Raw genomic sequence first — 13,143 nt, forward strand, 5'->3', positions numbered from 1 at the left:
TACGAGCCACGCGTATTAGTCTGAGTGGTATGATTCAACCCCATCTGCTGGGCCCAGTGGAGATCCGCGAACTCGCCGCTGAGCTTGACGTGACGCCGACGAAGAAGCTGGGCCAGAACTTTCTGCATGACCCGAACACCATCCGCCGCATCGTCGCTGCTGCCGACTTGTCCCCAGAGGACCGCGTGGTTGAGGTGGGCCCCGGGCTGGGCTCGCTGACCCTAGGTCTGTTGGGGGAAGTTGCGCACGTAACGGCCGTGGAAATTGACTCGCGTCTGGCTGGCAAACTCCCAGATACCGTGGCCGCGCGCGCAGCCGATTTTGCTGACCGTCTTTCGGTCGTGGAAAAGGATGCGCTCACCGTTGAGGCGGGCGAGTTGGGGGAGCCCACCGCCTTGGTGGCCAACCTGCCCTATAACGTCGCGGTACCGGTGTTGCTCCACCTGCTGGAGGTCTACCCATCCATTCGCCGCGTTTTGGTCATGGTGCAGCTGGAGGTTGCTGAGCGCCTCGCTGCCGCTCCGGGCAGCAAGGTCTACGGCATTCCTAGTGTGAAGGCATCTTTTTATGGCCCGGTTAGGCAAGCCGGGACGATTGGGAAGAACGTGTTTTGGCCGGCGCCGAAGATTGAGTCGGGCCTGGTGCGCATTGACTGCACCCGTCCCTTCGACGAGGCGCTGCGCCCGCGGCTTTTTGCGCTGATCGACGCCTCCTTTGCCCAACGCCGTAAGACCCTCCGCGCCGCCTTGGCGGGCTTTTATGGCTCCGCCGCGGCAGCCGAGGAGGCGCTGCGCGCGGCGAATATCGATCCGCGCCTGCGCGGCGAGAAGCTAGGAGTAGAGGACTTCGTCCGATTGGCGGAAGCCTCATGAGTAATACAGTGACTGATTCCATGCAGCTGTGGCAGGCGCATGCCCACGCCAAGGTTAACCTGCACCTGGGTGTGGGCGAGGCCCGCGCGGATGGTTTCCACGAGCTTGCCACCGTGTTCCAATCCCTCGATGTACACGACCGCGTGAGCTACCGCTGGGGCGAGGGCTGTGCCGTGGAGGTCACGGGTAACCACGCGACAGGCGTGCCGGCATCGACCGAGAACCTGGCATGGCGCGCGGTGGAGCTGGTGACGAAAAACCTCATGCTACCGGCAGCTGGCACGCTCACGATGGAAAAGAACATCCCCGCTGCCGGCGGGATGGCCGGCGGGTCTGCCGATGCCGCCGCGGCCCTGCTTTTGGCCAATCACGCGCTGAGCGCTGAGTTTGGTCGTGAGCCTCTCAGCATGGAAAAACTCTACGAACTCGCCGCGGAACTCGGCTCCGATGTGCCTTTTACCCTCATGGGCGGCACGGCTTTGGGACGCGGCCGCGGTGAGCTTCTGACTCCGATGCTGGCGCGTGGGCGCTATATCTGGGCGATCATCACCAATGCTGAGGGCTTGTCCACGCCGTCGGTATTCCGCAAGCTGGATGAGCTGCGGGATGCCGGACGCGGAAGTACCCCGCACCTCGATACTGAAGCCGTGGGGCAAGCCCTCGTGGGTGGCAACCCCCGTGAGCTCGCCGCAGTGATGCACAATGACCTCCAGCCAGCAGCGCTCTCGCTGCGCCCGGACTTGCGCAAGATTCTGGATACTGGTGAGGCCGCCGGTGCCCTCAAGGGAATTGTCTCCGGTTCCGGTCCTACCTGCGCCTTCCTCTGCGAAGACGAGGAGACCGCGCAGGAGGTGGTGGCCCAGGTGTGCGCCGATAACCGCGGAACCCGCGGATTGGTGACCTATGGGCCGGCTGCTGGTGCAACGCTGGTGTAGAGGCCTGCAGCCAGATTTCCACGCTGAGACACTAAGATGAACTCTCGCTATGGCGAACCTCATTAACCTCGAAAACGTAACCAAGTCCTTCGGGCTCAAGACCCTGCTGAACGGGGTCTCCCTCGGTGTTCAAACCGGTGACCGCATCGGCATCGTCGGCGTCAACGGCGGCGGCAAGACCACGCTGCTGGAGGTCCTCACCGGCATTGAGCCACCGGACGCGGGCCGCGTATCCCACAACTCGGACTTGCGCATGGCGGTGGTAACCCAGCGGTTCGAGCTGGAGGAGTCCCTCACCATCGCCCAGGTCATCATTGAGCCGCTCGGGCTAGAAACCTTCGAGTGGGCATCCAACGCGAAGGTGCGCGATGTTCTCGGTGGCCTCGGCATCGTTGACCTGGGGCTGGACACTCCCGTCGGTTCACTTTCCGGTGGTGAGCGCCGCCGAGTCAACCTGGCCGCCGCACTCGTTCAAGATCTTGACATCGTGGTACTCGATGAGCCGACCAACCACCTCGATGTCGAGGGCGTGCAATGGCTGGCCAGCCACCTGCTTTCGCGCAAGCTGGCGGTGGTCGTTGTCACGCACGACCGCTGGTTCCTCGACACCGTCGCCACCACGACCTGGGAGGTGCACGACGGCGTCGTCGATGCCTACGAGGGCGGCTATAACGACTGGACCTTTGCCCGCGCTGAGCGCGCCCGCCAAGCCGATGCCATCGAGCAGCGCCGCCAGAATCTGGCGCGCAAAGAGCTGGCGTGGCTGCGCCGCGGGGCGCCTGCCCGTACCTCAAAGCCGCGTTACCGCATCGAAGCGGCTGAGGCGCTCATCGCGGATGTTCCCGCGCCGCGCGACAAGGTTGAGCTCATGGCCTTTTCCAAGCAGCGCCAGGGGCGAGTCGTCATCGAGCTCGAGGATGCGAAGGTCACGACACCAGATGGCCGCACGCTGGTAGATCACCTCACCTGGCGGCTGGCGCCGGGCGAGCGCATTGGCCTCGTCGGCGTTAATGGTTCCGGCAAGACCACGCTGCTGCGCGCGCTTGCTGGCGAAGTCGAGCTTGCCGCTGGCAAGCGCATCGAGGGTAAGACCGTGCGCCTGGGCTGGCTGCGCCAGGAGCTCGATGACCTGGATCCACAGCGCCGGCTTCTCGACGCTGTCGAAGACGTCGCCACCTACGTCCACCTGGGCAAGAAAGAGCTTTCTGCCTCCCAGCTGGCCGAGCGCCTGGGCTTTTCCGCCAAGCGCCAGCGCACACCCGTCGGTGATCTATCGGGCGGTGAGCGCCGCCGTTTGCAGCTGACCCGTGTGCTCATGGCGGAGCCAAACGTGCTGCTTCTCGACGAGCCCACGAATGACCTCGACATCGATACCCTCCAAGAGCTTGAATCCTTGCTGGACTCGTGGCCGGGAACCTTGGTGGTCATTTCTCACGACCGCTACCTCATTGAGCGCATCGCGGACAACACCTATGCGTTGTTTGGGGATGGCAAGCTCACCAACCTGCCGGGCGGAATCGAGGAGTACTTGCGCCGCCGCCAGGAGATGGAAGCCGCCACCACCGCCGGTGTGCTCGACTTGGGCGAGGTCTCGAAGAACGCCGACGATCAGCGTACGGAAACCGCCCCGGTAAAACGGCTGAGTTCCCAGGAGGAGCGCGAGCTGACCAAGAAGATGAACGCGCTGGAGCGCAAGATGTGCAAGCTCGACGATAAGACGGCGAAGCTGAATGAAAAGATGGCGCAGGCCGCGGAGAAGATGTCTTCCGGAGAGGGAGACAGCGGCGAGCTGGCCAAGCTCGACGCCGACCTCAAAGCGGTGGCCGCCGAGCGCGAGGAGCTAGAGATGGAATGGCTGGAGCTGGGGGAGAAGCTGGAAGGCTAGCGTTCGACGGCTAGTGCTCGCCAGCGAAGGCCAGCCCTACCCGAACAATGCTGCGATGGCGAGCATGGCCGGCAAGGAGAGAAAAGTGGTGAGGAAGACCGTATCGCGCGCCACCGTCTCTCCCGACTGGTAGGTCGCGGCGTAGTTATAAACATTCTGCGCGGTCGGAAGCGCAGACAAGATGAGTGCCGCGTATAGCTCGTTGCCGCTCAGGCCCAAGGCTAGGCCCGTCGCCAAGGCGATGGCTGGCATGGCTACGAGCTTGAGCACGGTGGCGGTCATGGTTGGTAGGCGGTCGCTAGCCAGCAACCCGTCTCCGGTGAGGGAAGCGCCGAAACTCATCAGGATCATCGGGATGGAGGCCCCGCCGAGGATCTCGAGGGGAGCCATGATGACTTCGGGTACCTTCCAGCCAGCCGCAGAAACGATGAAACCGGCGACGGCAGCGATGACAACCGGCGCCGTGAGCCCAGAATATACAGAGCTGCTTATTGAACGCAGGCTTGTCCCCTGTGCATTGAGACCGGCGATGATGAAGGGGGAGAGTACTGCCATCTGGAGCACGAGTGCTGGCACCACAAAGGTGGCATCACCGATGACATAGGTGGCGATGGGCAGCCCGATGTTGACGGAGTTGTAGTAGCTGGCCGCGGCCGCTCCGGCCATCGTCTCTGCCCCGCTCCGCCGGAAGAACAGCGCACTGAGCAAGCCATACAGCGCCATCGTGGCAACCGAGGCAATCGCTATGACAGCGACAACCGGAGACATAAAAGCAGAGGTATCCGAGGTGGCCACGCTGGAGAAGATGAGCGCCGGAGTCGCAGCCCAGAACGCTGTGCGGTTGAACTGCAGGCGCGCCTCACCGTGGCCGATAACGCCCCGGTGACCCAGAAAGAACCCCACACCGATAACCACAAAAATGATGGCAAACCCGGTTAAGACATCCAGCACCAGTGAACAACCTCTCGAAGAATCCTAAAAGCACATTCTTCCACGCCGGTCCTTTCCACCGGCAGCTGATAACAAAGTGATATCGAAAATGCCGTATGACCGGGAAGTCTTTTTCAAGGCGGGCGGACTTATGGCACGGTGGTAGTTATGAATTCTTTGCGTCGTGTTTCCCGCCTGTCCGCTACCTCCGCCGTGGCAGTATCCCTCACCGCCCTTCTTTCGGTCTCCGCGGCCCAGGCCGCCCCGGCTAACCCATCGTCCGCACAGCCCCAGGAACTGAACCAGCTGTCTTCCCAGGCTATGGAGCAGGTTAACTCCTTTGAAGTTGAGTTTCCTGCGCAGGCTTATGACCTGGCTAAGCAGTACAACGTCCAGCTGCCGGACTTCATCAAGAAGCCGACCCCGGCGGTGGCCGATGAGCTCGTTGGCGCAACCCATGCCCACCTGATTAAGCAGGGCCACCACGAAGATGCCAACGCCAAGAACATTGCCCAGGAGTGGGCAAACCAGGCTGCGGCCGGCAAGGTTACCTTCCAGGACAATGCAGGCGATGGCCTGACTCATTTGGAAGAGGGCAGCGGTAACATTTACAAGCTCACGGAGCAGGAAGCTAAGGATCGCGTGAACTGGCTCAACCGCGATGTTCCTGTGACCAAGACTGACGGCACCGGCTTCGGCGTTGCGCAGGCCTTCGACGGCACCCACGTCTACGTTGCGGAGTACTTCTTCAACAAGTAGACCTTCATGCGGCCGGTGATAAGCCGCTATTACAGAAGGCCCTGCCGCTACAGGCAGGGCCTTCTGCATGTTTTCGCGGAGAAGGTTACAGTGGGGCCCATGATTTTGATCAACGTACAGTTCCACGTCAAGCCCGAGTACGCCGATACCTTCCTGGAAGAGATCGACTGGTACACCAAGGCCTGCCAGGCAGAGCCCGGCTGCATTGACTTCAAGTGGTTCCGTGATCCGGAAGACAAGCAGCGCTTCTTGCTCCTCGAGTCCTACAAGGACGGCACTGATGTTGACCACGTCAACACCGAGCACTTCAAGCGCTCGTGCGAGGAGCTGCCGAAGTACCTGGTAGAGACCCCGGACATCATCAATACTTCCATTCCTGGTAAGACGGCATGGGATAAGATGGCTGAATTCTCGGTCTAAACCCCACGCGTTTACAAAAGCCGCCCGGCAGAAGCCGGGCGGCTTTTAGCGATCATCAGGGGCTTTTAGCTAGCGGGAGCAGACGGTGGTGAGGTCTTTCTCCTCGTTGGCGTATTGCTCCACGGCGTCGTACAGCGCATCCGCGTAAAGATGTGCGCCTTCGGGGAGCGGGTGGACGCCGTCGTCGTAAAGCATGGCCGGGTTCTCCTGAGCCATGCCGCACCAGTCTGCGATGTAGACGTTGTCGTGAGCAGTCGCGGCGTCAATGATCTCGGCGCGTGCCTGTCCCATCCAATCGCGCTCGCCGTAGGGCAAGACGAGCACCAGCGTGCGCTCGGGGCCGACGATGTCGATGAGCTCGTCCATCTGGCCCTCAAACGTAGCCCCGTTTGTTCCTAAACCCACAAACACGGTGGAGCGCAACTGCCCGGAATCCTTCTGCGCCTTGATGACGGGAAGGGCTGCCGAATAGTGGCGGGAGATCGTGGCGTCGATGCTAATGCCCGGGAAACGCTCATTGAGAGCCTCGGAGGCAGCGAGCATGACGGAATCACCGATAGCACTAATCTCGTTTCCAGTGGGAAGCGCACGCTTTTCCTTCGGCTTCGTGGTCTCGGAAGGCTTTGCGGGGACAGACGATGACTGAGCCGGGGCAGAATTCTCCGCCTGTTCGTTGGACAGCGCCATGCGCTCGAGCTCGCGCTCCAGTTCGCTCTTATCCTCCGAAGTCACCAGCGCGTAGCCCACGCCCAGTACGGAAAGAACAACGAGGACGGGAACGGCAGGCCACATGGCCTTGCCAAAACCATCTTTGACCTCTTGCGCGCTGGGGCGTGCAGCCCAGTAGGCGTGCCACGTAGGGCGGAATCCGGCGCGGCGGAAGGGGTTTTCTACAAACTGGTAGGTCACCTCAGCCAGCACGCAGCTCAGCGGAAGCGAAAGGAGGCCTAGGAGCCAGGAGGGGGCGTCGGACAGCGCGTGGACAATCATTACCACTGGCCAGTGCCAGAGGTAGAGGGAGAAGGAGCGCTGGCCCAGCCACCGCATCACACGGGTGCGGAAGATCCACGTGAGGGGACCAGATTCGCGCACCACTGCCCAAATCATTGCCGCGCCGAGGACGCTGGTAAGGACGAGGCCGCCGCGGTAGGTGAAATCCCGATCTGCGCCCATCCACACCAATTGCGCGAGGTAACCAACTAATGCGAAGGAACCAACGGTTCCGGCGAGTATGCCCTTGTTTGCGGCCGGCCAAGAATCCGCGTCCATGTCCTTGTCAGTGGAGGTCATGAGGAGGGACAGCATTGCGCCGATGAGGAGACCGAACGCGTGGGTATCGGTGCCGTAGTACACACGCGTGGGATCCTCGCCTGGGCTATAGAGCAGTGCCATGGCGACGGCTGAAGCAATGGCGAGGATGAGCGATACGGCGATGGGCAGGCGCTTGGGTTTGCGGCGGGAAATGGCAAAGACGCCAAACATCAAAAGCGGCCAGATCAGGTAGAACTGTTCCTCGACGGCCAAGGACCAATAGTGCGCGAAAACCTGCACTTCATTAGGCGCAAAATAGGTTTGGCTCGTGGCGATTTGGGTCCAGTTGTTGACAAAGAAGAACGTGCCCAAGAATTGTTCGCGGATGCCAACGGCCAGGTCCCCACCAATGAGCGCCACTATCGCTGTGCATATTGACAGGACTATGAGTGCGGCCGGGAGGATTCGCCGGAAGCGGCGGAGCCAAAAGCCTTTGAGGCTGATGCGTCCAGTGACGTTGAACTCGCGAACAAGCAGCGAGGTGATGAGGAACCCGGAAAGGACAAAGAACATGTCCACACCGAGGTAGCCGCCGGGGAGAATATCCCCGAAGAAGTGGTAGATCACCACGGCGAGGACCGCTAGACCGCGCAGACCATCCAGGCCCGGCACTTGGCGCAGGCGGGCACGCGCACGGCGCTTTGAGCCAGCGGGGGCAGTGGGGGCAGTGGGGCCAGAGGCGGCTGCGTTGCGGGCGGACGCAGAAGCAGCTGCTGGAGCTGCGGCGGCTGTGCCCGCCGCGACGGTTGCGGTTGCAGGGGCGGCTGCAGCGGCGGCAGTGGGGGAAGCCTGTGCTACTCGCCGCTTTTCTGATCGGCGTTTTTCCTGCTTGGCGCTTAACGCCCCGACGGATTGCGAGCGGCGGGCCAGAGCACGCGAAATCTCGTTCTCGGTGCCGGTTGAAGCCTTCTTCTCAGGCTGCTTGGAATCCCCAGTTTCTTTGCTCTTCTGAGGCGTTGTGGTTTCCCGGGGCTTTGCGGCCGCCTCGGTCTTTGTCTCCTCGTTGGCCTTTGCAGTCGCCGGGGCTTTCTTGGGTTTCTGGGCCGACGTGGCCTTTTCGGCTCCTTCTTGCCGTTTGGGGTGTGCTGGAGCCGGGGAAGGAGACTGTGCTTTGTCGCCGTGTGCAGGTGGCTGCTTCGCAGCGGGCTGAGTTTGTGATGGCTTGGTTGTTGAAGCCTTGTCGGCGCTGGGCGTTGCAGGTGCTTGGCGTCGTTGGGCGGGGGCGTGCGGGTTCGGATGCCGCGGAATGGCCCGACGTGGGCCGCGCCGACTGGCCGAAGCTACTTCGGCTTCCTCGCGGGCCTTAACTAGTTTGGCCTTTTTCACCGCCGAGGCTTTGGGAAGTGCATCCGGAGTCAGATCTAGAGTGAAGTCTTCAGCCGAACGCGGGCGTACGCGGCCAGGCCGAGCGGCAGGACGCTGGGCATTACGGGGTCCGTGCCCAGTGGGTGCCGGTGGAGTCTTAGGGGCGCTTGCCTTAGCAGGCTTATCGTTCGCGGCAGGCGCGGTGGACTTAGCAGGTGGCGGGGACTGAGAGGGCGTAGCAGGCGCAGTGCGTGCGGAAGCTGCAGCGGGTGAAGACGAGGTAGTTTTCGAGGAATCCGCCGAGGAGGACGGAGCGGGACTCGATGCAGACGACTCGCCCTTTGCCAAACGTGACATCATCGACCGCAAAAACTTCTTCACTACACACTCCGCAGGTAGACACCGGGGTTCGGGTACTGAGGCTCAGTAACCCGAGTAATCCTACTCTGTGCGTGCGGGCTACTCGGGCAAGGCTGCGGGGGAGCGTGTTAGGTGCGCAAAAGCTGGCGAAGGACGGTGCTAACCCCGTTGTTGGTATTAGCCGGGGCGATGATATCTGCGATTTCCTTCAGCTGAGGATGCGCGTTTTCCATGGCCACAGCCGTCCCGGCGGCGCGCAGCATCTCGAAATCATTGAGGTAGTCACCGAAGGCCACAGTGGCTGCGATCGGAATACCGGCGAGCTCAGCGAGCTTAGTTAGCGCCGTACCTTTTTCCACGCCGCGGGCCATCACATCGAGCCAGACCTTGCCGGATACGGCGACATTGTCCTCCGGGACGGCGCGGACGATGGGATCGTAAATGTGCGCCTCAGTACCGGATTCGCAGAAAATAGCAATCTTGATGATGTTGCTATCCGGCACTGCATCCAAGTCATCGACCCAAGTGACCGCCTTGTAGTACTTTGCAATCTCTGTACGTGCCGCGTCTGACACATCCCGTGCAACGTAGGCGGTCTCCGGGGAACATAGAACTACGGTATGTTCCACGCCGATGGCCGCAGCAGCCTCTCGTGCCGCGTGCACGGTGGATTCCGCAAGCGGGAATGCCGCGATGATCTCACCGCCGCGCATGATGACCGAGCCGTTTTCGGCGATAAACGTTTCGCCTTTCGGGAACATGTCCTTCAAGGTGGCCAGTTGGCGCCCCGAGGCCGGAACCAGTTCGCAGCCGCGGGCAGTGGCCAGGTCCTGGAGCTCCGAAAAGTCTGCAGGGAGTTGGCCATGCGCGTCGAGGAGCGTGCCGTCCATATCAAGGGCAACAAGTTGTGGGAGCAAGTAAGTCACACCAATCTAAAAGTGTTGGGCTAGAGGCGGGGAACCATGTCCAACGTAGCGCCAAGAAATAGGTGGCTGAAACTTTTGTGATATGGAACACTGGTGCGCATGACTACGACTGAACCAGTACTCGTTTCCGTGCGCAACCACACCGGAGTTCTCGAGCTCAACCGGCCGAAGGCCCTGAACTCTTTGAACCCGGACATGATTGACATCATCCGCCGCTCCCTCGAAGCGTGGGCGCAGGATGACGACATCGAGCAGGTCCTTATTTACTCCAACAGTCCCAAGGCATTCTGCGCAGGCGGCGACGTGCGCCACGCGCGGGAGGGAATCGCGGAAGGCAAGCTGGAAGAGGTCGATGCCTTCTTCGCCAGCGAGTACCTCACCAACGGCGATATCGCCGAGTTTCCGAAGCCCTACATCGCCGTCATCGACGGCGTCGTCATGGGCGGTGGATTGGGCATTTCCCTGCACGGTTCGCACCGCGTGGTGACGGAGAAGGCCTTCGCTTCGATGCCGGAGATGAATATCGGCTACGTCACGGACGTCGGAGTAGCTTATGCGGCCCAGCGCATGGTGGGCACCCGCGGTGTAGCCTCGCCGGGTTTGGCAAAGTTTTGGGGTCTGAGCGGGTACCGCATGTATGCCGCGGACATGCTGTGGACGGGCGTGGCAACCCACGTGGTCAAGGATGCAGCCGAGCTGATTGAAGCCGCTATCGAGCGCGGTATTGATGCCGCACTGGAAGAGCTGGCCCTACCCGCGCCACAGCAGCCAGCACCGCTCGAGCAGGTGGCTCAAGACCTGGAGGAGACCTTCGCGCTGCCCACGTGGGAGGAGATTTCCGCGGAGCTGGACAAGCGCCCGCAGATTGCCGGCGAGGTGCGTCGCCTCATGGCAGCCGCGTGCCCAGCCGCCATCATCGCGGCCAATGAGCTCTATGAGGCGGAAGCCGCTGTCGACGACATCCGTGAGGCGCTCCTGCTAGAACTCAAACTGGGCATGCACATGTACCGCCGCCCCGACTTTTCCGAAGGCGTGCGTGCGGTACTGGTGGACAAGACCCAGGACGCAGCGTTTAACCCGGCGACCACGGAGGACGTTGACGTCGAAGAATTCCGCGCGGTGCTCAGCTCCTAGCGGTTATAGCGGGCGTGCCCGCTGGTAAGCGGCGCGCGCCCGTTGCTCATCCACTCCCGCCGGCACCGCAACATTGAGCGTGGCCTGCGCGGCGGCCCGTGACGGCGCGGGCAGGTGAAACGCGGGGGCGTCAGAAAGCGCCAGGCCTTGGCGGCCGTCGGGTAGCTGCACTGGCAGCAGGGTCCACAGCCCCAGAATTGGCATGGCTAACTGCGGCAAGCGCAGAGAGCGTGCCTCGGGGATGGGTACGCGGGCGCGAATCAGCTCGGGGATGGCATTGTCATATCCGAAGCGGCGAAGGTTCGCCGCGGCGTGGGCGGACATGGAACCGGAGAGCTCGTCCGCCCATGCCCACGTAAAGGTGTTCGTCGTGGCGTTGAGGGTGGCGATGAGATGGGAGGGAACCGTAAGCGAACCATAATCGGAGTTCACCACGGTGCGCGACGTGTCAGGGTCAAGGTCAGCCCACAGGTTGGGGAATCGGGCCTCCAGGAAGAAATTGTGCTCGGTGGCCATAAAGTGGGCGTCGGCCAGCACATCGCGTGCGCTGAGCCCGCCGCGGCCCGAGGGATGGGGGAGAGCCGTGATCCGGGTGCCGTGGAAGTGCGCGAGGCCTTGTACAACATCTGCTGCCATGCCCACATAGGAGGCGAGCTCGGCGGTGGCGAGGCGTTCGTCGACGCCTCCCTCAATATCCCCCGTATGCTCAAGCCCGGCCAGGATGCTGACACGGGGATCCGGGTGGATCTCCGCGAAGTCGACGGCGACGAGCGCCTCGCCCTCGCCCTGCGGGACGCGGATGACTGGGCGGTCACCCACCAGCCGCCGCGCCAAGCCGCGCAGCAGGGCGGAATCGGGCTGCGGACCGTGGAACTCCGGTTGCGGCGCGTGTTCCGTCAACCCCGTAGACCAGTGCAAGCGGCCATCCTGGATTGTGGCTAGGCGCAGGCCATCGAAATCATAGGTCCCAGAGGCGGTAGTAAAACGCACCACTGCACGCTGATCGGTGGCGGGCTCGGAGTCGGAAGATGCAAAGTTCACCTCGACGTCGCGCACGTCGCCCAAGCGTGAGGAGAACGCGGCGTCGATGCCGGCTTGAATGAAGGCGCCAGCGGAGTACAGGTCCTGGGCTGAGTCCATTAGTGCTCCTTGACTTGGTTTTATTCCCTGAAGAAGGGATGCTCGATAGCCTCCTCATAGGCCTGAAGGAGGGCTTGGGTGGATTCTACCCAGGAATACTTTTCGGCTTCGCGGCGGGCGGCAGCACCCATCGTCTCCCGACGCGTGGCGTCACGAAGAAGATTGACGGTAGCGCTGGCCCAGGCTTCATCATCGGCATCGGGCTCGATGAGATGTCCTGTAACGCCCTCCTCAATGACGAAGGGAATACCGCCGGCATTCGTGCCGATGACCGGCACACCCGAGGCGAAGGACTCTAGCGCCACAAGGCCCAGTGTCTCCGTGGCGGAGGGGAAGAGGAAGACATCTCCGACAGCGAAGGCAGCGGCGAGCTCCTCACCGGACAAGTAACCGGTGAACACGGTGTGCGAAGGATCGAAGTTGGCCTTGAGCTCCTCCAGCGCAGGACCATCTCCGACGACGGCAAGGCGGGCGTCACCAAGCTCTGCCCGAACCAGGTGCATCACGTGATCGAGGCGCTCCAAGTCCTTTTCCTTGGAGACCCTCCCGATATAGGTCACCAGCGGGGAGTCCGGGTTACCACCGGTGAGGCGCTCGCGCATCTGCGCGGTGGCGCGGATGGGGTGGTAGGCCTGCGTATCGACAGCCTTGGGCCACAGGTGCACGTTGTGGATCCCCACCTCCCGAGCCTTATCCACCATGGGGCCTGAGGTGCAGAGATTCACCGCAGCCTGGTTGTGCAGGTACTTCAGAGCGGCCTCAGTCAGCGGGCGGGTCCACCCGATGCCCAGTGCATCGACGTATTCAGGCACGTTGGTGTGGAAGCTAGCCACCAGCGGCACGGCATCGCGCTGCGCGGCAAAGACACCGAGCGCCGCTGTCCAAATGGGATTGACCGCGTGGATGACATCGGGATCGAAATCCCTGATTTCCTTGAAGAACTTCCACGAGGGCAAGCCGAATTTGATTTCCGGGTAGACCCACAGTGACAAGCTGGGTATGCGGGTGACCTCGAAGCCGGCGTAGGTTGCAGGGGCCTTGCCCGTGGCAAAAATCCGGACCTCATGGCCCATCGCGGCCAGTTGGTCCAGAGTGCGCGTCAGGCGCGTGACCACGCCGTCGATCTTGGGGAGGAAGACCTCGGTAACGATTGCGATGCGCACGGA

Annotated in this window: 12 protein-coding genes; 7 read left to right on the top strand and 5 right to left on the bottom strand. The window is 62.2% G+C overall.

The genetic code is table 11. From position 1 onward, the window contains the following. Positions 1-29: 29 nt before the first annotated feature. From rsmA to HMPREF2760_RS11875, 3 genes are read left to right on the top strand one after another with little or no spacing between them, the layout of a single operon-like run. Positions 30-872, top strand: a complete 843-nt coding sequence (rsmA, locus tag HMPREF2760_RS11865) for a 16S rRNA (adenine(1518)-N(6)/adenine(1519)-N(6))-dimethyltransferase RsmA (RefSeq protein ID WP_070597504.1) — start codon at positions 30-32, stop codon at positions 870-872. Further along, positions 869-1,807, top strand: coding sequence for a 4-(cytidine 5'-diphospho)-2-C-methyl-D-erythritol kinase (locus HMPREF2760_RS11870; RefSeq protein ID WP_070597506.1), 939 nt, complete (start codon positions 869-871; stop codon positions 1,805-1,807). The genes rsmA and HMPREF2760_RS11870 overlap by 4 nt, the downstream gene beginning before the upstream one ends. Positions 1,808-1,856: 49 nt before the next feature. Beyond that, positions 1,857-3,692, top strand: a complete 1,836-nt coding sequence (locus HMPREF2760_RS11875; RefSeq protein ID WP_070597508.1) for an ABC-F family ATP-binding cassette domain-containing protein — start codon at positions 1,857-1,859, stop codon at positions 3,690-3,692. 36 nt (positions 3,693-3,728) lie between these two features. Here the strand turns inward: HMPREF2760_RS11875 and HMPREF2760_RS11880 are convergent, their stop codons facing one another. Beyond that, positions 3,729-4,643 (bottom strand): AEC family transporter, encoded by a 915-nt coding sequence (locus HMPREF2760_RS11880; RefSeq protein WP_070597510.1) that lies wholly within the window; start codon positions 4,641-4,643, stop codon positions 3,729-3,731. 147 nt (positions 4,644-4,790) lie between these two features. Between HMPREF2760_RS11880 and HMPREF2760_RS11885 the strand changes: the two genes are divergently transcribed. Further along, positions 4,791-5,381 carry a hypothetical protein gene (locus HMPREF2760_RS11885; RefSeq protein WP_070597512.1) on the top strand — a complete coding sequence of 197 codons (591 nt, stop codon included), beginning with the start codon at positions 4,791-4,793 and terminating at the stop codon, positions 5,379-5,381. A gap of 99 nt (positions 5,382-5,480) precedes the next feature. Continuing rightward, positions 5,481-5,801, top strand: a complete 321-nt coding sequence (locus HMPREF2760_RS11890; protein WP_070529295.1) for a putative quinol monooxygenase — start codon at positions 5,481-5,483, stop codon at positions 5,799-5,801. A gap of 69 nt (positions 5,802-5,870) precedes the next feature. On the opposite strand, the gene HMPREF2760_RS12975 is transcribed toward HMPREF2760_RS11890, so the two are convergent. Then, a complete protein-coding gene (locus tag HMPREF2760_RS12975) occupies positions 5,871-8,438 on the bottom strand; it encodes an acyltransferase family protein (RefSeq protein WP_246823696.1) in 2,568 nt (855 codons plus the stop codon). A 226-nt stretch (positions 8,439-8,664) separates the two neighbouring features. Between HMPREF2760_RS12975 and HMPREF2760_RS12980 the strand changes: the two genes are divergently transcribed. Continuing rightward, positions 8,665-8,847 carry a hypothetical protein gene (locus HMPREF2760_RS12980; RefSeq protein ID WP_070597514.1) on the top strand — a complete coding sequence of 61 codons (183 nt, stop codon included), beginning with the start codon at positions 8,665-8,667 and terminating at the stop codon, positions 8,845-8,847. Between the two features lie 58 nt (positions 8,848-8,905). On the opposite strand, the gene HMPREF2760_RS11905 is transcribed toward HMPREF2760_RS12980, so the two are convergent. Continuing rightward, positions 8,906-9,703: an HAD family hydrolase gene (locus HMPREF2760_RS11905; RefSeq protein ID WP_239248546.1), complete on the bottom strand. Its 798-nt coding sequence runs from the start codon at positions 9,701-9,703 to the stop codon at positions 8,906-8,908. A 99-nt stretch (positions 9,704-9,802) separates the two neighbouring features. Between HMPREF2760_RS11905 and HMPREF2760_RS11910 the strand changes: the two genes are divergently transcribed. Then, positions 9,803-10,837: an enoyl-CoA hydratase/isomerase family protein gene (locus HMPREF2760_RS11910; RefSeq protein ID WP_070597516.1), complete on the top strand. Its 1,035-nt coding sequence runs from the start codon at positions 9,803-9,805 to the stop codon at positions 10,835-10,837. A 3-nt stretch (positions 10,838-10,840) separates the two neighbouring features. Here HMPREF2760_RS11910 and HMPREF2760_RS11915 read toward each other — a convergent pair whose 3' ends face one another. Further along, positions 10,841-11,977 carry a DUF6882 domain-containing protein gene (locus HMPREF2760_RS11915; RefSeq protein WP_070597518.1) on the bottom strand — a complete coding sequence of 379 codons (1,137 nt, stop codon included), beginning with the start codon at positions 11,975-11,977 and terminating at the stop codon, positions 10,841-10,843. Positions 11,978-11,997: 20 nt separating this feature from the next. Next, a complete protein-coding gene (locus HMPREF2760_RS11920) occupies positions 11,998-13,140 on the bottom strand; it encodes a glycosyltransferase family 4 protein (protein ID WP_070597520.1) in 1,143 nt (380 codons plus the stop codon). Positions 13,141-13,143 lie beyond the last annotated feature (3 nt).

This window comes from Corynebacterium sp. HMSC065D07, from assembly GCF_001810695.1.
GTDB lineage: Bacteria > Actinomycetota > Actinomycetes > Mycobacteriales > Mycobacteriaceae > Corynebacterium > Corynebacterium hesseae.

Coding starts and splice junctions, on each gene's coding strand:
- HMPREF2760_RS11875 (WP_070597508.1), top strand. CDS start 1,857: ATGGCGAACCTCATTAACCTCGAAAACGTAACCAAGTCCTTCGGGCTC.
- HMPREF2760_RS11890 (WP_070529295.1), top strand. CDS start 5,481: ATGATTTTGATCAACGTACAGTTCCACGTCAAGCCCGAGTACGCCGAT.
- HMPREF2760_RS11915 (WP_070597518.1), bottom strand. CDS start 11,977: ATGGACTCAGCCCAGGACCTGTACTCCGCTGGCGCCTTCATTCAAGCC.
- HMPREF2760_RS11870 (WP_070597506.1), top strand. CDS start 869: ATGAGTAATACAGTGACTGATTCCATGCAGCTGTGGCAGGCGCATGCC.
- HMPREF2760_RS11885 (WP_070597512.1), top strand. CDS start 4,791: ATGAATTCTTTGCGTCGTGTTTCCCGCCTGTCCGCTACCTCCGCCGTG.
- rsmA (WP_070597504.1), top strand. CDS start 30: ATGATTCAACCCCATCTGCTGGGCCCAGTGGAGATCCGCGAACTCGCC.
- HMPREF2760_RS11910 (WP_070597516.1), top strand. CDS start 9,803: ATGACTACGACTGAACCAGTACTCGTTTCCGTGCGCAACCACACCGGA.